We start from the raw sequence: 24,743 nt of genomic DNA on the forward strand, positions 1-24,743 counted from the left end.
CCCGCGACGCCCTCGAAGGAGCACCCATGCACCCCGGCAGTTCCCGGCTCGGCGGCACCGCGCTGACCCTCGCCTACGACCAGCGCACCATCACCGAGAACCTGACCGTCGCTGTACCGGACAACTCGTTCACGGTGATCATCGGGCCGAACGCGTGCGGCAAGTCGACGCTGCTGCGCGCGCTGTCCCGGATGCTGCGCCCGAGCGCCGGCACCGTGCTGCTCGACGGGCGGGACATCCACGACCTGCCGGCCCGCAAGGTGGCCCGCACTCTCGGTCTGCTCCCCCAGTCGTCGATCGCGCCGGACGGGATCACCGCCGCCGAGCTGGTCGCCCGGGGTCGCTACCCCCACCAGGGGCTGCTGCGGCAGTGGTCGCGCGAGGACGAACGGGTGGTCGAGGAGTCGATGGCCGCGACCGGTGTCGACGACCTCGCCGACCGGTCGGTGGACGAGTTGTCCGGCGGGCAACGGCAGCGGGTGTGGATCGCCATGGCGCTGGCCCAGCAGACCCCGCTGCTGCTGCTCGACGAGCCGACCACGTACCTCGACATCGCCCACCAGATCGAGATCCTGGACCTCTGCGCCCGGTTGCACGAGGAGCAGGGGCGCACGCTGGTCGCGGTGCTGCACGACCTGAACCACGCGGCCCGCTACGCCACGCACCTGATCGCCATGCGCGACGGGCGCGTGGTGGCCGCCGGGGAACCGTCGTCGGTGGTCACCGCCGACCTGGTGGCGGAGGTGTTCGGGCTGCCCTGCCGGGTCATCGACGACCCGGAGACCGGCACCCCGCTGGTCGTGCCGGCGGCCCGGCGGCGCGCCACCACCCTCGCCCCGGAGCCGGCGTGAGCGAGCGCGGCGAGCCAACCAGCAAGCACAGCAGCGAGCAGACCGGCAGGCGCGGCGGCGCCCGGCGTTTCCGTGACCCGTGGGGCGTGCCGCACCTGCGTGCCGGCGACCCGCTCGCGTTGGCGGCGGCGCAGGGCCGGGTGACCGCGTACGACCGGGCCTGGCAGATCGAGGTGGAACGGCACCGCGCCCAGGGCACCAGCGCCGCGTTCCTCGGCGTCGACGCGCTCGACTGGGACCGGTTCGCCCGGCAGGTCCGGCTCGACGACACCGCACGCCGCTGCCATGCGGCGCTCGACCCGGCGACCGCCGAGTGGGTGAGCGCGTACGTGGCCGGGGTCAACGACGGTCTCGCCGCCGGGGCGGCCCGCGCGCCGGAGTTCGCCGCCACCGGGCTGACACCGGGCCGGTGGGAGCCGTGGACGCCGCTCGGGGTCTGGTTGGGCCACCACATCCTGTTCGCGGGCTTCCCCGGCAAGCTCTGGCGGGAGCACGTGGCGCGACAGCTCGGCCCGGAGGTGGTGGACGCGTTCGCCACCGACGGGCCGTCCGTCGCCGGCAGCAACGGTTGGCTGCTCGCCGCCGAACGCACCGGCACCGGCGCCGCGCTGCTCGCCGGGGATCCGCACCGGTTCTTCGAGGATCCGGGCGTCTACCAACAGATCCGGCTGGCCTGCCCGGAGTACGACGTGGTCGGGCTGGCGGTGCCCGGTGTGCCGGGCATCGCGCACTTCGGGCACACCGGGGCGGTGGCCTGGGCGATCACCAACGCGATGGCCGACTACCAGGACCTGTACGCCGAGCGGCTGCGCCGGGACGGCGACCAGGTGCAGGCCCTCGGCCCGGAGGGTTGGCGGCCCGCGCACTCCCACCTGGAGACGATCGAGGTGGCCGGGGCGGATCCGGTCGAGGTCGAGGTGGTGGAGACCGACCGAGGTCCGGTGATCGTCGGCGGGCCGGACGACGAGACGGCCATCAGCCTGCGCTACCCGCCCCGGGTCCGCGCGGAGCTGGGCTTCGCGACGCTGCCGGAGTTGCTGCGCGCCCGCACCGTGACCGATGTGGACCACGCGCTGCGGCACTGGGTGGAGCCGGTCAACGTGGTGCAGGCCGCGGACACCGGCGGCGGGCTGTTGCACCGGGTCGCCGGGGCGGTGCCGGTGCGGCATCCGGACAACGGGCAACGGGTGGTCCCCGGGTGGGACGCCGAGCACGCCTGGCAGGGCTGGTACGCGCCGATGCCCCGGGCCACGGTGGTCGGCCGGGCGGTGATGGCCAACGAGCGAGGGTTGGCGGCACCGCTCGGGGTCGAGTTCGCCCCGCCGCACCGGGCGCACCGGATCGCCGAGCTGCTCGACGCCGGTCACGACTGGACGGCCGACGGGCTGGCCGAGGTGCACACCGACACGTACCTGGGCTCGGCCGAGCCCCTGCTGGCGGTGCTGGAAGGGCTGACCGGGCTCGACCCGGCCACCGCGACGCTGCGTGAACGGCTGCGACGCTGGGACCGGCGGATGGCCGCCGACAGCACCGACGCGGCGCGGTTCGCCGTCCTGCGTGCCGCTGTCGTACGTCGGATCGCCGCCCATCCGGCGCTGGCCGCGTTGGCCGAGCCGCCCGCGTACCCGGAGGTGTTCGCGCCCTGGTTGGCGCTGACGCCGCGCGTCGGTTACGCGCTGGAGCACCTGCTCGGAGCGGCGTCGCTGCCCGGCGTGGACGTGGCGGCGCTGGTGCGTGCGGCGGCCGACGAGGTCGCCGGCGCGGCGGAAGACCCGGTGCGCTGGGGCGATCTGCACCGGCTGGCGACGTGGCGGGCGTTGCCCGACCCGGACGCCGGGCCGGGCCCTCGACTCGACGGCGATCACGACTGTGTGCTGGCCACCTCCAGCGTGCCCGGGGTCACCCACTGGTGCTTCCGGGGGCCGACGGCGCGCTTCGTCTGGGACCTGGCCCGACGCGAGGACAGCCGTTGGGTGGTCCCGCTGGGCACCTGTGGCGTGCCTGGCGACGCGCACCACGACGACCAGAGCCCCGCCTGGCTGTCCGGGGAGCTGCTGCCGGTGATCACCGAATGGGATCAGCTCGTCGAGGAGCGGGACGCCCACGATCGGAACGCGGACCGGCCGCCGCCCGGGATGCGCCAGGCAGCGGCCGATCTCGGTGGCGTCAGCGCAGGCCGAACGCCCGGCTGAACGCTGCCATGGCGCAAACCCGCCATCACCGGCTCACCTCGCGGGCACGCCGAGGGTGGTCAGCTCGGCCAACCGGTCCAGCTGCTCCGGGTCGGACAGGGCGGAACCGACCGCCACCACCCGTACGCCGGCTTGCAGGAACGCGCCGGCGTTGCCCGCGTCCAGGCCGCCGGTCGCCACGAACCGCAGCTGCGGCAGCGGACCGGCGACGGCCTTGAACCAGGCGGGCCCGAGAGAGATCGCGGGAAACGCCTTGAGCCAGGTGAGGCCGTGCCGCAGCGCCTGCTGGGCCTCGGTGGGGGTGGCCACACCGGGCAGGTGCGGCAGGCCACGCGCGGCGGCGGCGTCGGCGACCGCGAGGTCCAGGCCGGGCGCGACGGTGAACGCGGCACCCACGTCGGCCGAGGCGGCGACCTGCTCGACGTCGAGCACGGTGCCCGCGCCGACGATCCGCCCGCGCTCGGTGCCCGCCTGGACGGCGGCGCGCAGGGCCGGCACCGCCTCGGTGGTGGCCACCGGAACCTCCACCACGTCGATGCCGAGGTCCCAGGCCCGCTCAGCGAGCCGGACCGTCTCGGCGACCGGCAGGCCGCGCAGGATGGCCATCACCCGGGCACCGCCGAAGATGTGGTCGAAATCCGCTGTGGTCATGGTCCACTCCATCCGAGATCGCGGTGAGTCTGTTGGCTGCTGGCCCGATCGGAAACCGACCACTCAGACCCGAGCTGGCGCGCCGGTCAGATCGAGCGGCGACCAGGCCTCGTCGGGGGCGGCGAGCAGCCTCTCGAACCAGGCCCACGGCGGGACCGGGGCGTTGTCGCCGCTGCTGGTCAACGCCTGCGCCGCGACCAGGTGGCCGAGGCGCAACCGCCGCACGGGATCCAGGTCGCGCAGCAGCCCGGCCAGGTAGCCGGCGGCGAAGGCGTCGCCGGCGCCGACCGGCTCCACCACGGCCACCCGGGGAGCGGGCACGAAGACCGGCTCGGCGTCACGGCACATCGCTGTGGCACCGACCGCGCCGTCCTTGACCACCAGCGTCTCCGGGTCGGGCAACAACCGGCGTACGGCCAGCGGGTCGGTGGTGCCCCACAGCGTTTCCGCCTCGTCCTGGCCCACGAAGACCAGGTCGCAGCGGTTGGCGAGGTCACGCAGCACCGGCGCGGCCTGCTCGGCGGGCCGCAGCCGGGACCGGTGGTTGACGTCGAAGCTGACCAGCGAACCCGCCAGCGGGCGGGCGGTCACCGCGTGCTCGACCAACGCCCGGCAGGACGCGGAGAGCGCCGGGGTGATGCCGGACAGGTGCAGCACACGGGCGCCGGCCAGCCTCGGGTCGGCCAGCGTCTCCGGGGCCATCCGGGAGGCCGCCGACCCGGCCCGGTAGTAGTGCACGGCGGTGCCCTCCGGGCCCGGGTCCTTGACGTACAGACCGGTGGGGGCGGCCGGGTCCACGACGACCTGGTCGACCCGGACGCCAGCGGCGGCGACGTGCCGGACGACGGCCCGACCGAAGGGGTCGTCGCCGACCCGGCTCACCCAGGTCGCCCGGTGCCCCAGCCGGGCCAGGTAACCGGCCACGTTGGACTCCGCGCCACCCACCGAGACGGCGACCCGTTCGGCGTGCTCCAGCGGCTCACCCGGCGCGGGGCAGAGCACCACCATCGTCTCGCCGACCGCGACCACCTCGACCGGCGCAAGGCCGCCCGGGACGGACGCCAGGTCAGGTCGGTGGTCGGTCGGCATGGGCGCACACGTCCTCGCGGCGAGAGTCCTGGGCGCCGCCGAGCCTATGGTGTCCCGCGTGAGCCGGGCAACCCGGTGCCGAGGGTCAGGGCAACGTCAGCCCGTACGCGGCCAGCACCTCCGCGATCGGCTGGTAGTAGGTGGTGCCGCCGGAGGTGCAGTTGCCGCTGCCGCCGGAGAGGATGCCGAGGATGGCGCCGGTGGAGGCCACGTAGAGCGGTCCGCCGCTGTCCCCCGGCTCGGCGCAGATGTTGGTGCGGATCAAGCCGTAGATCACCCCGTTGGAGTAGTTGACGGTCTGGTTCAGACCGGTGACGGTGCCGCACCGCACCCCGGTGGTCACACCGCTGCGACACACCGCCTGACCGACGTACGCGTTGCCGGGACCGTTGATGGGCAGCAGTCCGGGGTAGGTGTAGACCGCGCTCGGATGCGCGATCCGGCCGGTGTAGCGGATCAGCCCGTAGTCGTTGCCGGGGAAGCTGGTGGCGGTGCGGGTGCCCAGCACTGTGGTCTGGGCGCTGTCGGCGTACCAGGTGCTGGCGGTGGTGGTGCAGTGCCCGGCGGTGATGACGTAGTAGGTGCTGCCGCTGCGCACGTTCGCGCCGAGCGAGCAGCGACCGCCGCCACCGCCGTAGATGCCCTGCCCGGCGGCGATCAGCGTGCGCAGGGTTCCGGGTTCGCGGCGCAGCAGCGCGCCGGCCCGGTCGGCCGTCGCCCGCAGCGCCCTCAGCTCGGCGGGGGTCACGGTGTCGTCGACGGTGAGGGTCATCCGGCCGGTGGCGGGGTCGAGGCCCCAGGCGGTGCCGGCGGTGCGTACCCCGGCCAACACGGCCGCCGGATCGGCGGCGGGCGCGGCGGCCCGGTCGGGGACGGCGGCCTGCGCCGCGCCGGGTGCGACGAGCAGGAGGACGGTCAGGACGAGGGCGACGAGCGGGGAGCGGCGCATCCAGGCCTCCGCAGAGATCGAGATAGATGGATGCCGTTCAGCATCGCCCGGCGTCCGACGCGGTGGCAACCTTCGGCCGTCCCCTTCCCCGACCCGCGAGAATCGCCGATCCGGGGACGGGTCGCGCCGACGCCGCCGATAATCCTCGGGAGACGGCGGGAGGCCGGGCATGACCACCGGAGGCACCGCGGCACTGGTACGCCGGCCGGACGGGTCGACCCGGGCCACGCTGCTGGAGTTGCTCTTCGACGTGGTCTTCGTGGCCTCGCTCGCGCTGACCTCGACGCTGCTGGCGGGACACCACTCCTGGTCGCGCGCGGCGATGGTGCTGCTGATGTTGACGGCGATCTGGTGGACCTGGTCGGTCACCTCCACCACGACCGAGTTCTACGACCCGCAGCAGCGGCCGATCCAGCTCATCCTGATGGTCGCCATGGTCGGGTCGGTGGGGATGGCGGCGTCGCTGCCGATGGTCTCCGACGGGCACGCGATGGTCTTCGCGATCTCGTACGTCGGCACGCACGTGATTCGCGGCATCGTCCTGGTCACGTCGTTGCACCGGCAACGACACCGGTCGGCCATGATCCGGGCCACCCGGTTCCTGTTCTGGTTCGTGGTGTCCGGCGTCTTTTGGATCGCCGGCGCGGTGTCCGGCACGGTCAACTGGGGCCTCTGGGCCATCGCCATCACGATCGACCTGGTCTCCGCAGCGGCCCGCTACCCGACTCCCCGGGTCGGTCGGGTGCCTCTCGACCAGTACGAGCGCACCACCGGGCACCTGGGCGAGCGGTACCAGCAGTTCGTCATCCTGGCCCTCGGCGACATCATCCTGGTGCCCACGCTGCAGGTCAGCAAGGGCGAGCTGGCCGGTCTGCGCGTCACCGCACTGTTCGGCGCATTCGCCATGATGCTGCTGCTCTGGCAGGTCTATGTCTTCCGGGCCGGCGAGTTGTTGGAGGCCGGGGCCGGGCCGAAGTCGGGCCGGCCAGCCCGGGTGGCTCCGTACACCCATCTGGTGATGCTGGTCGGCGTGGTCGGCACGGCGGCCTCGTTCGACCTGGTCGTCACCCGGCCGACCGGCACGACGCCGGTGGGGTGGCTCTTACTGATCATGGGTGGCCCGGCGCTGTTCGTGATCGGGCGCATCCTGTTCACCCTGCTGATATCAATGGTCGTGCCGTGGCGGCGAATGTTCTGGCTGCCCCTCCCGCTGCTGGCGCTGCCATGGGCCGGGAGTTGGCCACCGCTGCTGGTCACCGCGGCCGTGGCGCTCGGGCTCGCCGGTCACGTCCTGACTCCCGGAGCGGTCCGGGAGACCACACCGGGCCTGCGGATGCGGCGATCCGACGACTGACCTCCGCCGGGTCAGGCGATGTGTCGGCCGGCCCACTCGGCGAGGTCCCGGGCACACGCGTCCACCGACTCCTTCCAGGTCCGGGCCGCGCCCTCCCCCGCCTCGTCGCTGACCTGCTTGACCACTCGGCACGGCACACCGGCCTGCGCGGCGGCCCACGCCACCGCGTACCCCTCCATGTCGACCAGGTCGGCGCGCTGCGCCAACCGGTCCCGGGCGTCGTCGTCGGCCACGAACGTGTCACCGGTGGCCAGCACCGCGCCCTCGGTGGCCAGCGACAGTGGCGCCCCGTAGGTCTCGCCGGTGAGCGTCCGCAGCAGGTCGGTGTCCAGGTCGTGCTGGAGCACGGTGGCGACCTCGTGGATGCCGGCCCACCCGGGGCGCAACGCCCCGGCCGTGCCCAGGTTGAGCAGCAGGCGCGGTCGCGGCCCGGCGGCCAGCACCGCCGCCACCGCGCTGGCGGCGTTCACCTTGCCCATGCCGGTGAGCAGCACCGGCAGGTCAGGCGGCAGGTAGCGGGCCTCCTCCCCGACGGCGAGCACCACCAGCGGACGATCGGCGCGGACCGTACCCCGAAGATTCACCGGAGCATCGTACGAGCCGGCTCCTCGACCACCAACCGCACCCAGCCACCGCTCAGCGGGGACGCATCGCGCGTTCAGCCGGGTGCGGCAGGCTGAACCGGCGAGCAACCGGGCGACGGCGGTCCGGTCCGCCGACGGAGAGGTGACGACGGTGTACGACGGACAGGAGTTCCTGCGCGACAACCGCTGGTGCCTGAGCCGGCGCGGTCTGCTGACCGGGGCGGGCGCCCTCGGTGCCGCTGGGCTGCTGAGCGCCTGCGGCGCCGGTGACAGCCCGACGGGCGGTACGGCGTCCACTGCGCCCGGCACGGTGCTGGCCCGCACCGGGGACGTTCCGGTCGGTGGCGGCACGGTCGCCGGGGGCCTGCTGGTCGTCCAGCCGGAGGCCGGCACCTTCAAGGCCTACGACGCGACCTGCCCGCACCAGGGCGTCCGCGTCGGCGCACCCCGCGACGGGGTGATCACCTGCCCCGCGCACAACTCGACCTTCTCCGCCGGCGACGGTGCCCGACTGGGCGGCCCCGCCACGAAGGGCCTGACGGAGATCCCGGTCCGCGTCGACGGCACGAGCATCGTGCGCGCCTGACGTTCGGTCAGTCTTCAGCGAAGCGGTAGAGCACGAAGTCCTTCTCCGCGCCGCAGGCGATCACGTGGGTGTTCCACGAACAGGACGCGCTGCGGACGTCCTTCAGCTCGCCCAACTCGTCCACCTCACCGGACTCGGCCCACACACCGGCCAGTACGCGGTTGTCCGCGACCACACTGGGTGCCTTGGCGAAGACCAGCAGGTTGCCCTCGTCCAGCCGGACCGCCACACCGCCCCGGTCGGACAGCACCGGCTTGCCGGAGGCGTCGAAGAGGGTGACGGTCGGGTCCGGGTACTCCCGTTGGGCGAGCAGCCGCTCACCCAACGGGACCAGGTCGGTCACGCCAGGCGCCGACCAGCGGATCGCGGGCTCACCCTCGGTCGCCGCCACCACCTCGGTGCGCGCGGTGTCGTTGTTCGGCACCTGCAACAGGCAGGCCCGCCGCTCGCCGCAGGCCACCAGTCCCTTCGGGCGGTAGTCGTCGTTACCCGCCCGGTGCAGCACCACCGGCGCCGCGTCGGAACCCAGGTCGTACGACAGCAGCTGGTAACCGCCGTCGTTGCCGGCCACGTACAGGCGGTCCTCGTGCGCGACCACCAGGTCGTCCAGGTCGGCGACACTGCCCCAGCGGCGCAGCACCTTGCCGGACGCCATGTCGAGCAGCCGCACCGACCGGTCCGCGCCGACCTGGATGAGCTGCCGCCCCTTGCCCGTCCACGAGTTGCGGGGCGTGCCGTCGAGGAAGGCCGGGCCGCCCGCCGCCTTCGCGGTGCCCACCGGGCGGACCACTGTGCGGCTGCCGTCGAACTGGTCGCGGGGGGTGGGCTGGGCCCACTTCTGAGTGCCGTTGCTCAGGCGCAGGCCGACCAGTTGGGCGGCGGTCCGGTCCACGAGAACCGCCGTGTCGTCGGCGAAGTAGACGTTGTCGTCACCACGGACCGACCGCTGCCAGCGCTGTTCGCCCGTACGCGCGTCGAGCACGGCCAGCGGGCGCGGGGTGCTGTCGCCCGACGCGTCGGCGAGAACCGCGACCGCCCCCGGGACGGCGATGATCGCCTCCCAGTCGTCGGCCCGCGCGTCGGTCTGCTCGCGCCACAGCTCGTCGCCGGTTGCGGTGTCGACGGCCACCACCTCCAGCCGGTCGTCCGGCAGCGGGAACCCGAGGTAGGCCCGGTCGCCGAGCATCGCCGTCCACATGCCGGCCGGCCGCTCGGTCCCGGCCTTGGGCCGGGACAGTTCACGCAACGACCCGAACTCCAGATCCGGGTAGCGGTCACGGGTCAGGTAGATCGTCGCCGCGGCGCCCACCCCGACCAGGGCCAGCACCGCGCCGAGCACCACCCAGCGCGCCCGCCGCCAGCGCGGCCCACCCGCCAGCAGGGTCGGGGCCGCTGCGACCCAACCCGGCCCGGGAGGCGGGCCCGCCGGCGGGGTCGACCCCGGCCAGGGCTGCGACGGTACGACCGGCGCGGCGGCTCCGGCCGGTGCGGGCGGGCTAACGGGGCCCGGCGCGGGCGGGCTCACAGGGCCCGGCGCGGGCGGTGGTCCCGCGTACGCCGGGGCGGGCAGCGGCTTGCGCAGCGGCAGGTCGGTCAGTGCGCCCTCGGCCACCGGCAGCTCCGGCTGGTCCAGCACGGTTGGGGCGACCCCCAGCTCGGCGTGCAGCATCCGGGCCACCAGCGGGATCCGTGACGAGCCGCCGACGAGGAACAGCCCGGCGAGCTGGTCGGGGCTGAGACCGGCCGCGGCGATCACCTCCCGGGCCCGCTCCACCGCCCGACGCAGCAACGGCGTGGCCGCCCGCTCGACGTCCGCCCGGGTCAGCTGGACCGTATCGGCCACCCCCGGCACGGCGACCGGCGCGACAGTGGAGCGGGACAACGTCTCCTTCGCACCCCGTACCTCGTCCCAGAACCGCACCTGGTCGCGGCGCTGCGCCGGGTCCGCCGGCCGGGTCAACCGGGCCCACTGCGCGGCGTGCCGTTCACCGACCAGCTCACCGACCCGCCGCACCAGGGCCGCGTCGAGGTCCAGACCGCCCAGGTCGGGCAGGCCACCGTCGGCGACCACGCTGAAGCCGGAGTCACCCCACGGGTCGGCGCCCTCGTTGCGCAGCACCGCGACGTCGAGCGTGCCGCCACCGAAGTCGAACACCGCGATCGCGCCGCCGACCGGCACCGGACGATGCAGCACCTGCGTGTAGTAGCGGGCGGCGGCCACCGGCTCCCGCAGCAGCCGGGTGCCCGGCGGCGTCGGCCCGGCCAGGGTGTGCTCGGCCACCTGCGGCCACCCCGCCAGCAGCAGGGCGTCGGCGAGCACCTGCCGTCGCGTCGCGTCCCAGGCGGCCGGGCAGGTGAGAACGGCCGGGGGCAGGAAGCCGACGGTGCCCACTGCGGCCCGCGCGACCGACGCCAGCACCGCGGCGAGCAGGTCGGCCGGCGGGTACGAGCGGTCGCCGAGCACAATGGTCGGCTCGTCCACCCGGCGCTTCGGGTTCGCCTCGAACCGGGCCGGGTCCGCCTGCGCCAACCGCCGGGCGTCCCACCCGGTGTGCAGGGTGCCGTCCGGGTCGGCGTACACGGCGGAGGGGCTGAGCGGTTGACCGTCCATCAACAGCGGACGGGTGCGCCCGTCGGGCCAGCGCAGCACTGCGACGGTGTTGGACGTACCAAGGTCGACGCCGAGGGCGAAACCCTCGTGCTGGCCTGCCATCTGCCCGATACCTCCGCCGCGACGAGGGGAACTCGACCCCGCATCGTACGCAGGCCCCGCCGCCGGGCTGATCACTCGGTCAGGGGACGGTCGGGATCGTCCGCTCAGTGCGTGGAACGTTCGCCGACGACCTCCCCGTCGCTGCTCTCCCCGGTGGGGCGAAAGCCGAGCTTCAGGTAGAACTGCTCCGGGCCGTCCGCCCCCGGATGCCACGTCGTGAAGACGCGGTCGTGCCCTCGTCGGCGAGCCTCCGCACGCACGGCGTCCACCGCGAAGCGGCCGTACCCGCGGCCCTGGTGCTCGGCGGCGATGTTCAGCCGCCACAGGCCCGAGCGCAGGTCGTCCGGTCGGGCCGGGTCCCACACGATGTCGAAGAAGCCCATCAGGAAGCCGACGATCTCGTCACCCTCGACGATCAGACGTGGCCACGCGACCTCGGGCTGCGCGTACGCCTCGGCGAGGGACCAGGCGACCGGGGACGAGAACTTCTCCTGGTCCGGCCGCACACTCACCCGGCAGGCGGCTTCGACGTTGTCCGGGGTGATCTGCACGAGTCGCGGCACGCCGGCCACCTTATCCACCGACCCTCTCGTTGGTCGTTTGCACGTCGGCCGCTCGCAGGAGCCGGAGTTGACCGATCTCCGCGACGTTCTTCATCAGCTCGGCGTTGACCCAGCCGATCGTGTGCGTGACCGTGTGGTCGGTTTCGCCCGGCCAGGGGAACGTCGCGTTGCCGTCGAGGTCGGCGTCGCTGAAGTGGTCGAGCAGGCCCAGCCATTCGGTGCGCAGGCCCCGCAGCCACGCGACGCTCGGCTCGCCCGCGCCGGGCCAGACCACGGCCGTGCGCTGGCGCGGTGGCGCACCCCGGAGATGATCCATGGTCACCGTCCACCACCAGCCGATATGCCAGGTGAGCCAGCCGATCGTCGGCGCCGGGACCGGGTCGGGTTCGGTGTCGGCCCAGTCCGGCGTCCAGGTGCCGTCGGCGCTGCGCCGGACCGACCAGCAGTGCGGGGTCGGCTCCCAGAGGAAGTCGTCGGCTTCGAGTCGTTCGAGGTGGTACTCGAACAGCGCCCACGTCAGGTCGAACTGCCAGCGCAGGAGGGCAATGGACGTTACGGACATCCGAGGATTCTGTCGGGGCGCCGGCGTCGCCGTCGACAGATTAAGCACCCACCGGCCCGTGCGGGTGATGACTGTGCGGCATCAAGATGCCGCACAGTCATCACGCTCGCAGCGAGCACCCCGCCGGCGCGGGCCCAGCGCGACGATCAGGAGTCGGCGGCGCAGCGCGCGGAGAGGGCGTAGCGGAGCAGGACCACGTCGCCGATCTGGCGGGCCTCGGCCAGCCGGGCGCGGCGGCCCGGGTGCCAGGGGAAACGACCCTCGCCGACGAACCGGGGCGCCCGCCCGTCGCCGACGAAGAACGGAGCGACCACCAGGTGCAGCTCGTCGGCGAGACCGGCGGCGAGGAACTGGGCGTGCACCGTCCCGCCGCCCTCCACCATCAGCCGCTGCACACCCCGCGCGGCCAGGTCGGTCAACAGCCATCCAGGGTCGACCGGTTCGCCGGCGTCGATGACGGTGGCCAGGTGACCGAGGCGCTCCCGGGTCTTCTCGACCGCGTCGGTGGCGCAGTAGACGAGCCGGGTCGAATCACCGGCGGTGAAGAAGCGGGCGGTCGGGTCGAGATCACCCTGGGCGGTCAGCGTGACCTTGGTGGGTGATTCGGGTTGGCCGGACGCGGCCCGCTCCGCCCGCCGACTCGGCGAGCGCACCAGCAGCCGCGGGTCGTCGCGGCGGACGGTGCCGGCACCGACCAGGATCGCGTCGCAACTGGCCCGGACCGCATCGACCCGGTCCAGGTCGTCGTCGTTGGACAGCAGCAGGCGTTGCTCGGAGGCGTCGTCGATGTAGCCGTCGATCGAGGCCGCGCAGCTGAGCAGCACGTACGGTCGCGGGGGCTCCGGCTGGCAGCTCATCGGGGGCCAGCCCGGTCGGAGGTGCCACTCGTGAGCGCTTCCGCCGCCTCGGCCTCCGCCGCCTTGGCCGCCTTCGCCGCCAGGTAGTCGGCGTTGGCCGGGGAGAGGAACACGCTGGTGGGCACCCGCTCGGCGACGTCCACGCCCAGCTTCGTCAGCTGCTCGGCCTTGTCCGGGTTGCTGCTGAGCAGTCGGATCCGCGGCACGTCCAGCGTGGCCAGCATCTGCGCGGCAGCGGTGTAGTCCCGCTCGTCCTCGCCCCGGCCCAGCGCCACGTTGGCCTGGTAGGTGTCCAGCCCGGCGTCCTGCAACGCGTACGCGTCGAGTTTGGCGTACAGGCCGATGCCGCGACCCTCCTGGCGCAGGTAGAGCAGGAAACCGCCGGCTTCGGTGATCCGCTGCACCGCCTCGCGCAACTGCGGCCCGCAGTCGCAGCGTTGGCTGCCGAACACGTCGCCGGTCAGGCACTCGCTGTGCGGGCGGACCAACGGGGGCTCTCCCCCGGCGGCGAGCCGGTCCAGAGCGCCCGCCCAGTCGCCGAGACCGAGTGCGAGGTGCTCCCGGCCGTCCACCAGCCCCTTGAACGAGAACACCCGGACCGTCGTGGAGTAGCCGTCGGGAAACGTCAATGGCACCGTGACCTGCGTACGGATCGTGGCGACCGGCAATGCTTCGGGCATGGGACTCCTTTGTCCGGCGCCGCCGACGCGCGGCGACGCGTACGTCTCACAACCGACTCAACAGCCGCCGACGGGGGCGGCTTCCCGGGCGGCGGCCGGAACTCGATTGCGCCGGGCCAGCAGCACGGCCGCTCCGGGCAGGCTGGCGACCAGGATCAGTGCACCGTAGACGGTGGCGGTGGCGACGCCCTCGGCCGCGCTCAGGCCGGCCGCGCCGAACACCCACGCGGCCACCCCCTCGCGCGGGCCGAAGCCGGCGACGTTCAACGGCAGGCCCATGGCGAGCAGGGCGAGCAGCGTCAACGGCAGCAGTCGTGACAGCGGGGCGTCCGATCCGGCGGTACGTGCCGCCACCAGGAAGGTGGCCAGGTGACCGGCGACCATCACCGCGGAGGCGATCAGCACGCCGAGCCAGGTGCGCCGGGCCAGCAACCCGGACCGCACGTCCGCCACGGCGGTACGCATCGCCCGCGCCCAGCGCGAGGGGCCGGCGTTCGGCACGGCCCGGGCAAGCAGCACGGTGACCAGCCCGCCCGCGAGCAGCAGCCCGGCGGCGACCGGCAGGTACGGCCGCACCGGGGACGGGAAGGCCGCGAGCACCACCAGCGCGACGCCGACCAGCACCACCTGCCCGGCGGTGCGTTCCCAGACCACCGCGCGGATGCCCCGGCTGACGTCACCGGCGTCCCGGCCGTGGCGGACCGCCCGGTGCACGTCGCCGAGCACACCGCCGGGAAGGGTGGCGTTGAGGAACACGGCCCGGTAGCAGTGCGCCACGGCGGTGGCCAGCGGCAGCCGCACGCCCAGGCCACCGGCGACCAGGCTCCACCGCCACGCCGCGCAGACAGTGGTGAGCACCCCGATGACCAGCGCCGCAGCCAGCGCCGGCGCGTCGATCAGTCGCACCCCGGCGAGGAACGGGCCGGTGCCCACCTGCCACAACAGGACGGCGAGCAGACCCACCCCACCGACCACTCGTGCCCAGGCCCAGAACATCGGCGTCGGCCCTCCCCTTGAAGATCGTCCACTTGCCCTAGTCCACGTACCCAGGGTGAGAACGGTTCATCCGTCGGCGAGGAGGTCAGTGTGTTCGACCAGGACGGTGAGCCGCCCGGCCGCCGCGTCGGCCAGCCGACGCTGGGCGTACGCCTCGGCCGGGCCGGCCAGGTCGGGACGCTCTTCGCAGGCCGCGCCCAGCCAGCCCCGGAACCACTCGGCGGCCAGGTCGGCGTGCTCCGGGCCCAGCCGCCACGGGCTGGGCCGTTCCCGCACGTGCACGCCCCGCCGGGCGAACGCGGCGACGGTGGCGGTGACGGCGTCCGGGCCGAGCAGCCGCCGGCCGTCGACCGTACGCCGTTGGTGGTCGTTGAACGCGGCCTCGACCACCGCGTCCAGTGGATCGGCCGGGGTGAACCGGACCCGCCCGGTCACCGAGAGGGCGAAGAGGGTCGGCCGGCCCACACAGGCGGCCACCACCCGCTCGATCTCCTCGACGCTGAGCATGTCCAGCAGCGCGGACGCGGTGAACAGCGAAGCATCGGCCAGGTCGGCGGCGCTCAGCCGGGTGAGGTCACCGCAGCGGGTGCTCACGGTGACCGGGGCGCCGTCGGAGGCGGTCACCCCGGTCATGCCCTTGGCGGCGCGGGCCAGCAGGTCTGCGTCGCGGTCGTGCAGCACCCAGTGCTGCGGGCCGGGCAGGCGGGGTGCCACCCAGCGGCTCATCGAGCCGGTGCCGCTGCCCAGGTCGTGGATCACCGTCGGGGCGTCACCGGCCAGTCGAGGGCGAACGGCGTCCAGCAGGTCCTCGGCACGCGCCGCCGCGTCGGCCGGCTCCCGCAGTCGCAGCCAGTCGGCGAACGGCAGGGTCTCCTCGACGGTCATCCCGCCACCTCCTCCAGCGCGGCGGCCAGCAACGCGGTGGTCACCGGCCAGTCGGTCAGGGTGTCGCGCCGGGCCAGTGCGGCACGCCGCAGTCGGGCCCGCAGCGGGTCGTCGGTCAGCCAGCGGGTCAACGCGTTGGCCAGCGCGGCGGGGTCGTCCGGGGCGACGAGCAGGCCCGGCCGGTCACCGCCGGGCGCGTGGCCGAGCGCCTCCGGCAACCCGCCGACCTCGGTGGCCAGCACCGGCAGGCCGCGCGCCAGCGCCTCGGTGACGACCATGCCGTACGTCTCGCCCCGCGACGGCAGGACCAGCAGGTCGGCGTCGGCGTACGCGGCGTCCAGCGCCGCTGCGGTCAGCGGACCGACGAGGCGCACCCGCTCGGTGAGGCCGGCGCCCGTGAGCCGTTCCCGCAGCCGCCGGACGAGGTCCGGCTCCCGGGTCAGGGTGCCCGCGCACACCATCGTCCAGCGCAGCCCGACCAGCGTGGACAACGCGTCGACCAGCACGTCGTGCCCCTTGTGCTGGGTGACGGCCGCGACGCAGAGAAGCCGGTCGCCGGTGACCGAGCCGGGTGCCGGCGGTGCCGGCCGCACCCCGGGAGGCGCCGCCCGGATCCGGTCGGCGAGCGCCGGATGGCGCGCCACCAGGTGACGGCGGGTCCACTCGCTGGTGGTGACGACGGCCCGGGCGGTGGTCAGCGCCCGGGCCTCCGCCTCGTCGTCGAACGGCAGGTGCACGAGGACGACCAGGCGCAGCCGGCGGGCATGCGGCACGAGCAGGTCCGGCACTGTCGAGGCAATCAGGCCGTCGAGCAGCACCACGGCGTCGTCGGGCGTGGCGTCGAGCAGCTCGGTCAGCTTCGCCCGGTCGACCGGGTCGGGGGCCGGCCACGCGCCGGGCACCGGGTGCTCGCGCACCGACCAGCCGCGCTCACCGAGCCCCGCGCAGACCCGCCGGTCGTACGTGTTGCCACCGCTGGGAGTGGCCACGTCGTCGATGTCACCGGGCAGGACGACGTGCACCGTGCGGAAGGTCGTGTCCGACCCGCCGGTGGACGCCGTCCGACCGGCATCGATCACAGCGAACGCTCGTAGCTCGCCCAGGCGATGTGCGACTCGTGCAGGGTGACGGTGATGCCGGTGAGGTCACGCGCCCCCGCGCCCAGGTCACCGGCGTGGACCCGCTCGACCAGCCGGTCCGCGATGGTGCGGGCCAGCACCTCGGTGGTCGTGTTCACCCCGGCGAAGGCCGGCTCGTCGTCGAGGTTGCGGTAGGTCAGCTCGCCCAGCACGGCCCGCAGCTGCTCGGTGGCCAGGCCGATGTCGACCACGATTCCGTCGGCGTCCAGGTCGGGCCTGCGGAACGTCGCGTCCACCACGAAGGTGGCTCCGTGCAGACGCTGGGCCGGGCCGAACACGTCGCCCCGGAAACTGTGGGCGATCATCATGTGATCCCGAACGGTCACGCTGAACACTGTCACTCCCCGTCGTCGTAGGTGATGAGGTGGCAGAGCGCGGGCAGGTCGCCCGTGCTCAGTCTGGCAAGCACGTCGGGCAGCTCCGCGAACCGGGACGCACCGGTGATCAGGGCGTCGAAGGCCGGGTCGTCGAGCAGGTCGAGGGCGAGCGCCAGCCGGTCGGCGTAGCTGCGCCGCCCACGCCGGGCGGGCGCGACCATCCCGACCTGACTGCTGCGTACGCTCAACCGGCCGGAGTGGAACGCCCCACCCAGCGACACCTGCACCTGGCGGTCGCCGTACCAGCTCAGCTCGATGACAGTGCCCTCCGGCGCGAGCAGGTCCAGCGAGCGTTGCAGGCCGGCACTGGTGGCGCTGGCGTGCACCACCAGGTCCCGGTCGCCGGTCGCGTCGTCCGGTTGGGCGAACTCGACACCGAGCGCGCCGGCCACCCCGGCCCGCCGGGCGTCGGTGTCGACCAGCTCGACGTGCACGCCAGGAAAACGGGCGAGCAGCGCGGCGACACAGCAGCCCACCATGCCCGCACCCACGACGGTGACCCGGTCGCCGACCAGTGGTGCCGCGTCCCACAGCGCGTTGACGGCGGTCTCCACCGTGCCGGCGAGCACCGCCCGGGCCGGAGGCACCCCGTCCGGCACGGGCACCACGGCGGTGGCCGGCACGACGTACGCACTCTGGTGCGGGTGCAGGCAGAAGACCGTGCGCCCGAGCAGGTCCGGCGGGCCCTGCTCGACCACGCCGACACTGAGATAGCCGTACTTCACCGGGCCGGGGAAGTCACCCTCCTGAAAGGGCGCGCGCATGGCGGCGTGCTGGTCGGCGGGCACCCGGCCGGCGAAGACCAGCGTCTCGGTGCCCCGGCTGACCCCCGAGTACCGGGCTCGGACCAGCACCTCGTCGGGCCCCGGAGCGGGCAGCGTCACAGGCCGGATCTCCGCCGCGCCGGGCTCACGCACCCAGCAGGCGTACGCCTCGCGGTTCACCGTCGCGCACCTCACCTCTTACTCGAGGCCGCACCGAGCGGCCAGGCTTCCGTGCCCCTCCCGGGTTGTCGATCATAAACACGGAGCGGAGGTGTCCACAGTTCGAAGTGGTCCGATGACCGGCTGACCACGCAACTGCTACCAGCGGTTGCGCGCCTCCTCGGCCCAGCCGACGAGCCCGTCGAGGCTCACCTTCGTCCCGTCGTCCGTCTTCGCCCAGCCGGAGAAGTGCCCGAAACACTGGTGGGTCTCGTTCGCGACGACACCCAGGTTGGTGCGGGCAACCTTCTCGTGGAACGGCTGGAACTCGGCCTCGACCCGTTCCCCGCTGATCCGCCACGGGCGAAGCCAGTCCGACCGGTCGTAGGTCCAACGCAGCTCCTCGCCGATCTTGTGCAACCGGCCGTCGACGAAGAGGCCGTTCTCGGTGACCCCTGTGCCGTCAGTCCACTGACCGCCGAGCTGGATCGCCCGTCCCGGTGCCGCACCGGCGGCCCAGTTCCACGTGATCGCGTACGGCCATCTGCCGCGACCGTGGTCCAGCACGGCGAACGCGTCCGGCCCACCGATCTCGTACGTCTGGCCGTGCAGTTCCAGTGTGCCGAGGACAGGGCGGCCGACGTCCTTGACCGTGTACTGGAATCGCGTGGGGCTCCACGGCACGACGACGCCGAGCGACTCGTGGCCGGCCGGCAACGGCACGTCCACCTCCAGGCGTACTCCGGGGGCGCTCGCCGAGATGGCGGTGCCGTCCGGGCGCTGAGCGATCCGGATCGCCAGGCCACCGCCCTGTGCACGAACCTCGCCCACGCCGCTGTGCGGCGGTAGTACCGTCCCGCGAGCCAGCGGCACCACCACGTCGGCCTTCGTCTCGGTGCCGCTTGCCCGGTCGAGCACATAGACGCTGTGCACACCGGCGTAGTCCAGCGACGAGGCGACCAGCCCGATGATGTGCTGCGGCGTCACGATGCCCCAGTACTCCCACCGCTTGGTCCGGCCCCAGCCGCGCAGGTTCGCGGTGTGCAGCGGGCGGCGTGTCCAGCCGACGGCCGCGGGATTGAGCCGCCCGCCCGGTTGGCACAGCTCGACAGGTGAGGACAGTTCGCGTTCGTGGGTCACGAGGTGCACGATAGCCCCGCCACCCTCCCAGGCCCTCGACCACGGGCCGACACTGCGCGCCGGTCGCCGCGGTGGCAAAGGTGAGCGGGGCCTGGCTGTACAGCCAGCCTGACGGATAAGGCGTTCAGGCTGGGTCGAGCGAACTGAACTGGAACAACGCCACCGTGAACCTGACGCTCTCGGCGAACTGCGGCTCCAACCTCCGAATGGCGGTGTGATTCACATGGTGACGACGAGCTTGCCGGTCGTGTGCCGGCGGACGAAGTCGACGCAGGCCTGAGCGCCCTGGTCGAGGGTGTAGCGGCGGCCGATCGTGGCCGGTAGTTCTCCGCGGATTGCCAGTTCACCGACTTCCCGCATCCCACCCAACGCGCCGTCCATGTCCAGCACGAAGTGCAGACCGACGTCGTCGCGGCCGATCCACTCCTGCTGCGGTACCGGGTAGGTGATCGTGAGGAGCCGTCCGCCCGGGCGGATGGCGTCGGCCACTCCGGCAAGGTGGTCACTCGGCAGGGTCAGGTTGAAGGCGACGTCGACGTCGGAGGGGTACCCGGATTCCGCGTAACCGGTGGTCTCATCGGCGCCGAGAGCTCGCAGAATGGCGGCGTCCGTGGCGGTCGCCGTGGCGATCACCCGCGCCTTCGCGGCGGCCAGCAGCGGGATCACGGCGGTTCCGACGCCGCCGGTAGCGCCGACGACCAGGACGGTTTCGCCGGGCTGCACTCTGGCGACGGCCATAAGTGCCCGTGCGGTCAGGCCGACGGTGGGCAGCGCGGCCGCCTGCTCGATGTCGAGGCCAGCTGGGCGATGCGCCAGGAACGGGGTATCGGCCTCGAAGACCGCGTACTCGGCCAGCGAGCCGGTGCTCAGCGACGGCCGGGTCGCACCGACCATCGCCCGCAGCGCCCGCGGCACAGCCTGACCGAAGATCTCGTCGCCCACCTGATAGGCCGTCACGCCAGCGCCAACTTCGCTGACCGTGCCGGCGAAGTCGTTCCCGGGTACGTGCGGAAACCCCAGCGCCACGACGTCGCGGAAGTCCCCGCTGGGCAGCCGGACGTCCGCCGGGTTGATCGAGGCGGCGGCGATCCGGACCTGGATCTGCCCCGGCCCAGGCTGGGGCACCGGCACCTCCCCCACGGTGTATTGCTCGGGCGGCCCGTAGCCGGTCACGACAACTGCCTTCATGCGTTCCTCCATAAACGGACCGGGCGGTCATGTTGTCGGTCGCGAAGCTAGCAATAAACGGACCGCGCGGTCAACTTGTTAGGGTGGCAACGTGACCCCGACCCGCCCGTTGCGTGCCGACGCCGCCCGCAACCGACGGCTGCTACTGGCAGCCGCCGCCGATGAGTTCGCGGCGCGTGGCCTTGACGTCTCGGTCGCCGACATCGCCCGGCGGGCCGGTCTCGGCAAGGGCACTTTGTTCCGTCACTTCGCCACGAAGGATGACCTGCTCGCCGCGATCGTCCTCGATCGGATTGACGCGCTCAACGCCGTGGGCGAACGGTTGCTCGACGCGGCGGACCCGGGTGCCGCGCTGCTGGAGTTCCTCACCGTCGCTGCGGACCAACAACGGCAACGCGACCTGACGTTCCTACAGGAAGCCGGCGAACTGAACGCGGACGTCACCAGGGCCCGCGAGCAGATGTTCCGCTCCGTACACAAGCTTGTCGATCGGGCTCGTGAACACGGCTCCGTGCGGGCCGACGTCACCGGCGCCGACGTCATCCTGCTGATGTGTGCGCCCAACCACGTCACCAGCTACGTGCCGGACGCCTCGCCGGATCTGTGGCAGCGATACCTTGCCATCATCTTCGACGGCCTACGCCCAGAAGGCGCCCACCCGCTGCCCCACCCGCCGCCGCACGCTCTTTGACGCCGTCAAACAGCGTCTGACGAACAGTGCGGGCTCGCCCTCCACGGGGCGGGCGCACTGTTGCATCTCACCGATCGACTTCGGTCGAGGCTGCCTGCGCTGCGCCGAGGCGGTGCGGTGACGGCGCTGGGCCTGGGTCGCGACCCACCCCGGCGATGTTCAGTCTGTCGACCCAGGAGCGAACACTTGACGGACACATCGATGCACCCTAGGTTCATACGACATCAGACATAGGATGTCATAGGATGTGGTGCATGCGGCAGCTTCGGCTGCTCCTGACTTCTTTCCTCCCGATCGTCCCCTTCGCTGCTCGCCCCTAGCTCACTGGTCCAGCGCGGGCGGCCGGCCCGGCTCCACCTGCGGCCACGGCTCCATCGCGAACCCTGCACGAGACCGGCAGGACTCCCTCGTCATCAGCCGCTTCAGCTCCGCCGGGCTGGCGCGGCCCGACGCTGCCGACACCAGTCGTACAGCCACGGACACCGGCGTCCTTGGCGCCCAGGCATCCCCCCTTGAAGGAACAGGACCCCATGAAGCTGTCTGCCCTCGGCCGCATCGCTCTGGCCACAGGCATCGCCGTGCTGACCACCGCCGTGCTCCCCGGCACCCCCGCGGCCGCCGCACCGGTGAAGCGGAAGATCCTCCCCGTTCTGGTGGAGTTCAACGACGCTTCCTTCCAGTTTCCGGACAAGGTGAAGGCGTCCACGCCGGACACCTACTTCGGCGCGAAGAGCGACTCGGCCGCGTCGTACCTGTCGGAGTTGTCGCGTGGGCAGTACACGCTGGTGCCCGCCGTACCGGAGCAGTTCCTCGGCCCGATCAAGCTGGACCTCAGCGCCGCCGGCTGCCCGCAGGGCAAGATCAACCAGTTGACCCGGGAGGAGCTCACCAAGCGCGGCCTGGTCGCGGGCAAGGACTACGAGAGCCTGTCGATCGTCTTCCCGGCACAGAAGACGAACTGCCCCTGGGCCGGCCTCGCCACCCTCCCCGGCCCGACCACCTGGATCAACCTGTACGGCACCGCCAGCGGCATCGACGTGGTCGGCCACGAACTCGGACACAACCTGGGCTTCGGGCACCAGGGTCGCGTCAAGTGCACCGGCGGCAACCTGGGCGCGTGCAAGTCAGGGGGCGCCAGCCACACGACCATCATGGCCGGTGGGTACCGGCCGGCCGGCTTCTCCGCACCGGAGATGATCCGTGCCGGATGGCTCAACGGCGGGGCGTCTCTCAAGGTCACCAAGTCGGGGGTCTACACGCTGCGCTCCCTGCACGGCAAGGGCAGCGGAGTCCGGGCCCTGGACATCGCCCTGGGCGGCGACCGGCTCGTCATCGAGTACCGCCACGCGGCCGGCAACTTCGACGCGAAGCTCGAGGGCGTCCACGCCTACCGTGTCCCCAAGGACTCCTACGGTGCCTCGTCACTCATCGACACCACGACGGCGGACAAGACGGCCACCAACAACGCACCGACGAACGCGGACGCCATCACCAAACTGACGGACAAGGCGAGCAAGCTGTCCGTCGCCGTCGTCTCCTCCGGCGGCGGCCAGGCGAAGGTCAAGGTCGCGCTCAACGGCGATTCGCTCGCGGCCATCGACGCGACCCCCTCGAAGTCCGCGTCCCCGACCCCCAGCCCCACCCCCACCCCCACCCCCAGTGTGAGCGCAAGCGCGAGCACCGGCACGGAAGCCGTGACCGACGGCTCCGAGCCGGTCACCGAGCTCGGCTCCGAGGAGCTCACCGCCGGTGGCGGTCGCTCGACCGTCTTGCCGCTCGCCGCCGGCGGCGGTGCCGCAGTGCTCGCGGTCGGCCTGGGATTCCTGCTGGTGAAGCGTCGTCGCAAGCGCGCCTGAGCGACCTGTCGGGCCCCGGACGACCGCTCGCAGGCGGGCGACCCGGGGCCCGGTCAGACGGTCAGTCGAACTCCTCCACGTACTCCTCGGTGGGGCCCAGCTCAGGATGGTCGCGCAACTCCAGGACCGGGCCGAGCCGGTCGGTCTCCAGTACGACAACCGTGTTCTCGCCGGCGCGCAGCAGTGGCGCGGGGCAGTAGAGCGTCACCTGCGGGCCGATGTCCCAGTAGCGGCCGAGCAGGAATCCGTTGACCCAGACCAGGCCGTGCACCGACCCGGGCAGGGCGAGGAAGGTGTCGGCCGGCTTCTCGATGGACACCGTCGCCACCGCGAAGCCGGCACCGGTGCTGGCGGGTCCGGCAGAGGTGGCGCGGCGCAGGTCGTCCGGTGTCCACTCGGACAGGGCGATCGGCGAGCTGGTCCAGCCGTGCACGATCCGGCGGTCGACGAGCACCGGCCCGAGCAGGCCCTTGTGCTGACCGACCAGCGGGCCGTAGTTGATACGGCCCAGGTTCTCCACCAGGATCTCCAGGCGCACTGCCGCACCGGTGCCGCGAATCGGCAGCTCCGGATGCTCGGAGTCGGCGACACCGATCGGCACACCGTCGACGAGGACGATCGCCCGGTCGCGTACGTCGGTCAGGATGATGACGTGGTCACCCGTGGGGATCCTCGGGTGGGCGGTGAGCAGCACCATCCCGGCGTCCAGGCCGAGCTGCTCGAAGGTGGCCGGTCGTGCACCGGTCGACTCCGGGGTGGGCACGGCACGCACGCCGGCGATCAGGTCGGCGCGGTGGGTCAGCGGCACCTGTGCCGGCGGGAGCACCGGCATCCGCTCGGAAACTCGCAGCTGTCCGGTCGCGCCCAGTGCCGCGCGCATGGCGTGGAACTTGGCGGTCAGCGTGCCGTCCTCGGCGATTGGCGCGTCGGAGTCGTAGCTGGTGATGGTGGGCTGCAGCCGGCCTCGGTCCGCGTTGGCGCCGGCCCACAGGCCGAAGTTGGTGCCTCCGTGCGCCATGTAGAGGCTGACGCTTCCCCCCTCGTCGATGATGGCGTCGAGAGTCTTGACGGCGCTGTCCACCGCGCGGACGTGGTGTCGCTCGCCCCAGTGGTCGAACCAGCCGTTCCAGTACTCGGCGACCACGAACGGTTCGTCGGGCCGGCGCCGGGCGAACAGGCTACGGGCGGCTTCGGGCTTCGAGCCGAGGGTGGCCGCGGCCAGTGTTCCTGGCACCGTTCCGGCGTCGTGCATCAGTTCGGTGGGGCCGTCGGCGGTGAACAGCAGCTCGGTGATGCCGCGGTCGAGCAGGGCCGAGCGAATCCAGCGCAGGTACGCCTCGTCGTCGCCGTAGCTGCCGTACTCGTTCTCGACCTGCACCGCCACGACCGGCCCGCCGGCCTGCGTCTGCTGCCGTGCGATGCGGGGAATCAGCTCGTCGAACCAACGCTCGACCGGCCCGGTGAACGCCGGGTCGGAGCTGCGCAGGACCACGTCGCGGGCGGTTAGCCAGGCTGGCAGGCCACCGTTGGACCACTCCGCGCAGATGTACGGGCCGGGCCGCAGGACGACGTCGAGACCCTCTTCACCGGCGAGCGCGACGAACGCCTCAAGGTCGTGCCAGCCGTCGAAGCGGGGCGCGCGGTCGGCGAGCGGCTGGTGGAAGTTCCACGGCACGTACGTGTCGAGGGTGTTGAGACCGAGGTCGGCCAGCCGCCGGATCCGGTCGCGCCACAGCTCCGGGTGGACCCGGAAGTAGTGCAGGGCGCCGGAGAGGATGCGGTGGGGGACGCCGTGTCGGTGGAGCTGACGGTCGCTCCATCCGAGCGCGGGCGATGGCCTGTTCAACGGTGTCAGTGTGTTGCCCGGCCGGGTCGTCTCGATCATGGCGGAAGCCTATGTTACCCGTGCCATCCGTA

The 24,743-nt window shown here is 72.8% G+C and carries 23 protein-coding genes; 6 read left to right on the plus strand and 17 right to left on the minus strand.

Translation table 11 applies throughout. The features are described from left to right. The first annotated feature begins 26 nt into the window (after nt 1-26). Together KBX46_RS01345 and KBX46_RS01350 are read left to right on the plus strand one after the other, a co-directional pair. A complete protein-coding gene (locus KBX46_RS01345) occupies nt 27-851 on the plus strand; it encodes an ABC transporter ATP-binding protein (protein ID WP_141909701.1) in 825 nt (274 codons plus the stop codon). Next, a complete protein-coding gene (locus tag KBX46_RS01350) occupies nt 848-3,043 on the plus strand; it encodes a penicillin acylase family protein (RefSeq protein WP_210789903.1) in 2,196 nt (731 codons plus the stop codon). The genes KBX46_RS01345 and KBX46_RS01350 overlap by 4 nt, the downstream gene beginning before the upstream one ends. A gap of 33 nt (nt 3,044-3,076) precedes the next feature. On the opposite strand, the gene KBX46_RS01355 is transcribed toward KBX46_RS01350, so the two are convergent. The 3 genes from KBX46_RS01355 to KBX46_RS01365 all read right to left on the minus strand — a co-directional run bounded on the left by KBX46_RS01355 (nt 3,077) and on the right by KBX46_RS01365 (nt 5,732). Continuing rightward, nucleotides 3,077-3,694 carry a bifunctional 4-hydroxy-2-oxoglutarate aldolase/2-dehydro-3-deoxy-phosphogluconate aldolase gene (locus KBX46_RS01355; RefSeq protein WP_210789908.1) on the minus strand — a complete coding sequence of 206 codons (618 nt, stop codon included), beginning with the start codon at nt 3,692-3,694 and terminating at the stop codon, nt 3,077-3,079. A 63-nt stretch (nt 3,695-3,757) separates the two neighbouring features. Beyond that, the gene (locus KBX46_RS01360; protein ID WP_210789911.1) at nt 3,758-4,783 is read right to left on the minus strand and encodes a sugar kinase; all 1,026 of its coding nucleotides are present in this window, start codon (nt 4,781-4,783) and stop codon (nt 3,758-3,760) included. Nucleotides 4,784-4,868: 85 nt separating this feature from the next. Next, a complete protein-coding gene (locus KBX46_RS01365) occupies nt 4,869-5,732 on the minus strand; it encodes a S1 family peptidase (RefSeq protein WP_210789914.1) in 864 nt (287 codons plus the stop codon). A gap of 169 nt (nt 5,733-5,901) precedes the next feature. Here KBX46_RS01365 and KBX46_RS01370 point away from each other — a divergent pair, with 169 nt between their 5' ends. Further along, nucleotides 5,902-7,086 carry a low temperature requirement protein A gene (locus KBX46_RS01370; protein ID WP_210789917.1) on the plus strand — a complete coding sequence of 395 codons (1,185 nt, stop codon included), beginning with the start codon at nt 5,902-5,904 and terminating at the stop codon, nt 7,084-7,086. A gap of 11 nt (nt 7,087-7,097) precedes the next feature. On the opposite strand, the gene KBX46_RS01375 is transcribed toward KBX46_RS01370, so the two are convergent. Continuing rightward, complete coding sequence (locus KBX46_RS01375; RefSeq protein WP_088948530.1) at nt 7,098-7,670, minus strand: nucleosidase; 573 nt, start codon at nt 7,668-7,670, stop codon at nt 7,098-7,100. 151 nt (nt 7,671-7,821) lie between these two features. Between KBX46_RS01375 and KBX46_RS01380 the strand changes: the two genes are divergently transcribed. After that, entirely contained in the window at nt 7,822-8,256 is a 435-nt protein-coding gene (locus KBX46_RS01380) for a Rieske (2Fe-2S) protein (RefSeq protein ID WP_308159329.1), read from the plus strand. Between the two features lie 7 nt (nt 8,257-8,263). Here the strand turns inward: KBX46_RS01380 and KBX46_RS01385 are convergent, their stop codons facing one another. The 12 genes from KBX46_RS01385 to KBX46_RS01440 all read right to left on the minus strand — a co-directional run bounded on the left by KBX46_RS01385 (nt 8,264) and on the right by KBX46_RS01440 (nt 20,279). Beyond that, nucleotides 8,264-10,969, minus strand: a complete 2,706-nt coding sequence (locus KBX46_RS01385) for an Hsp70 family protein (protein WP_210789920.1) — start codon at nt 10,967-10,969, stop codon at nt 8,264-8,266. 104 nt (nt 10,970-11,073) lie between these two features. Then, nucleotides 11,074-11,532: a GNAT family N-acetyltransferase gene (locus tag KBX46_RS01390; protein ID WP_210789922.1), complete on the minus strand. Its 459-nt coding sequence runs from the start codon at nt 11,530-11,532 to the stop codon at nt 11,074-11,076. Nucleotides 11,533-11,542: 10 nt separating this feature from the next. Continuing rightward, nucleotides 11,543-12,094 (minus strand): DinB family protein, encoded by a 552-nt coding sequence (locus KBX46_RS01395; protein WP_210789925.1) that lies wholly within the window; start codon nt 12,092-12,094, stop codon nt 11,543-11,545. A gap of 146 nt (nt 12,095-12,240) precedes the next feature. Continuing rightward, the gene (locus KBX46_RS01400; protein ID WP_210789926.1) at nt 12,241-12,951 is read right to left on the minus strand and encodes a dihydrofolate reductase family protein; all 711 of its coding nucleotides are present in this window, start codon (nt 12,949-12,951) and stop codon (nt 12,241-12,243) included. After that, complete coding sequence (ribA, locus tag KBX46_RS01405) at nt 12,948-13,631, minus strand: GTP cyclohydrolase II (protein ID WP_088948534.1); 684 nt, start codon at nt 13,629-13,631, stop codon at nt 12,948-12,950. Before ribA ends, KBX46_RS01400 begins: the two co-directional genes overlap by 4 nt. Nucleotides 13,632-13,688: 57 nt before the next feature. After that, nucleotides 13,689-14,627 carry a lysylphosphatidylglycerol synthase transmembrane domain-containing protein gene (locus KBX46_RS01410; protein ID WP_141909709.1) on the minus strand — a complete coding sequence of 313 codons (939 nt, stop codon included), beginning with the start codon at nt 14,625-14,627 and terminating at the stop codon, nt 13,689-13,691. Nucleotides 14,628-14,693: 66 nt separating this feature from the next. Next, nucleotides 14,694-15,512, minus strand: coding sequence for a class I SAM-dependent methyltransferase (locus KBX46_RS01415; protein ID WP_210789929.1), 819 nt, complete (start codon nt 15,510-15,512; stop codon nt 14,694-14,696). Further along, on the minus strand, nt 15,509-16,591 hold the full coding sequence (locus tag KBX46_RS01420) for a glycosyltransferase family 4 protein (protein WP_308159330.1): 1,083 nt from the start codon (nt 16,589-16,591) through the stop codon (nt 15,509-15,511). Before KBX46_RS01420 ends, KBX46_RS01415 begins: the two co-directional genes overlap by 4 nt. Next, on the minus strand, nt 16,588-16,986 hold the full coding sequence (locus tag KBX46_RS01425; RefSeq protein ID WP_088948537.1) for a 6-carboxytetrahydropterin synthase: 399 nt from the start codon (nt 16,984-16,986) through the stop codon (nt 16,588-16,590). Before KBX46_RS01425 ends, KBX46_RS01420 begins: the two co-directional genes overlap by 4 nt. 2 nt (nt 16,987-16,988) lie before the next feature. After that, a complete protein-coding gene (locus KBX46_RS01430; RefSeq protein WP_088948538.1) occupies nt 16,989-17,972 on the minus strand; it encodes a zinc-binding alcohol dehydrogenase in 984 nt (327 codons plus the stop codon). A 138-nt stretch (nt 17,973-18,110) separates the two neighbouring features. Further along, on the minus strand, nt 18,111-19,091 hold the full coding sequence (locus KBX46_RS01435; protein ID WP_210789932.1) for a DUF2804 domain-containing protein: 981 nt from the start codon (nt 19,089-19,091) through the stop codon (nt 18,111-18,113). A 219-nt stretch (nt 19,092-19,310) separates the two neighbouring features. Further along, complete coding sequence (locus KBX46_RS01440; RefSeq protein ID WP_210789934.1) at nt 19,311-20,279, minus strand: NADP-dependent oxidoreductase; 969 nt, start codon at nt 20,277-20,279, stop codon at nt 19,311-19,313. Nucleotides 20,280-20,370: 91 nt separating this feature from the next. Here KBX46_RS01440 and KBX46_RS01445 point away from each other — a divergent pair, with 91 nt between their 5' ends. Then, on the plus strand, nt 20,371-20,970 hold the full coding sequence (locus tag KBX46_RS01445) for a TetR/AcrR family transcriptional regulator (protein WP_210789937.1): 600 nt from the start codon (nt 20,371-20,373) through the stop codon (nt 20,968-20,970). 530 nt (nt 20,971-21,500) lie between these two features. Next, nucleotides 21,501-22,826: a hypothetical protein gene (locus KBX46_RS01450; protein ID WP_210789940.1), complete on the plus strand. Its 1,326-nt coding sequence runs from the start codon at nt 21,501-21,503 to the stop codon at nt 22,824-22,826. A 61-nt stretch (nt 22,827-22,887) separates the two neighbouring features. Here the strand turns inward: KBX46_RS01450 and KBX46_RS01455 are convergent, their stop codons facing one another. After that, a complete protein-coding gene (locus tag KBX46_RS01455; RefSeq protein ID WP_210789943.1) occupies nt 22,888-24,711 on the minus strand; it encodes a beta-galactosidase in 1,824 nt (607 codons plus the stop codon). Nucleotides 24,712-24,743 lie beyond the last annotated feature (32 nt).

The sequence above is a fragment of the Micromonospora sp. C81 genome, from assembly GCF_018070425.1.
Classification (GTDB): Bacteria; Actinomycetota; Actinomycetes; order Mycobacteriales; family Micromonosporaceae; genus Micromonospora; species Micromonospora zamorensis.

Excerpts from the sequence above, each read along its gene's own strand:
- KBX46_RS01345 (WP_141909701.1), top strand. The coding sequence starts at position 27 with ATGCACCCCGGCAGTTCCCGGCTCGGCGGCACCGCGCTGACCCTCGCC.
- KBX46_RS01355 (WP_210789908.1), bottom strand. The coding sequence starts at position 3,694 with ATGACCACAGCGGATTTCGACCACATCTTCGGCGGTGCCCGGGTGATG.
- KBX46_RS01360 (WP_210789911.1), bottom strand. The coding sequence starts at position 4,783 with ATGCCGACCGACCACCGACCTGACCTGGCGTCCGTCCCGGGCGGCCTT.
- KBX46_RS01365 (WP_210789914.1), bottom strand. The coding sequence starts at position 5,732 with ATGCGCCGCTCCCCGCTCGTCGCCCTCGTCCTGACCGTCCTCCTGCTC.
- KBX46_RS01370 (WP_210789917.1), top strand. The coding sequence starts at position 5,902 with ATGACCACCGGAGGCACCGCGGCACTGGTACGCCGGCCGGACGGGTCG.
- KBX46_RS01385 (WP_210789920.1), bottom strand. The coding sequence starts at position 10,969 with ATGGCAGGCCAGCACGAGGGTTTCGCCCTCGGCGTCGACCTTGGTACG.
- KBX46_RS01395 (WP_210789925.1), bottom strand. The coding sequence starts at position 12,094 with ATGTCCGTAACGTCCATTGCCCTCCTGCGCTGGCAGTTCGACCTGACG.
- KBX46_RS01400 (WP_210789926.1), bottom strand. The coding sequence starts at position 12,951 with ATGAGCTGCCAGCCGGAGCCCCCGCGACCGTACGTGCTGCTCAGCTGC.
- ribA (WP_088948534.1), bottom strand. The coding sequence starts at position 13,631 with ATGCCCGAAGCATTGCCGGTCGCCACGATCCGTACGCAGGTCACGGTG.
- KBX46_RS01410 (WP_141909709.1), bottom strand. The coding sequence starts at position 14,627 with ATGTTCTGGGCCTGGGCACGAGTGGTCGGTGGGGTGGGTCTGCTCGCC.
- KBX46_RS01415 (WP_210789929.1), bottom strand. The coding sequence starts at position 15,512 with ATGACCGTCGAGGAGACCCTGCCGTTCGCCGACTGGCTGCGACTGCGG.
- KBX46_RS01440 (WP_210789934.1), bottom strand. The coding sequence starts at position 20,279 with ATGAAGGCAGTTGTCGTGACCGGCTACGGGCCGCCCGAGCAATACACC.
- KBX46_RS01450 (WP_210789940.1), top strand. The coding sequence starts at position 21,501 with ATGAAGCTGTCTGCCCTCGGCCGCATCGCTCTGGCCACAGGCATCGCC.
- KBX46_RS01455 (WP_210789943.1), bottom strand. The coding sequence starts at position 24,711 with ATGATCGAGACGACCCGGCCGGGCAACACACTGACACCGTTGAACAGG.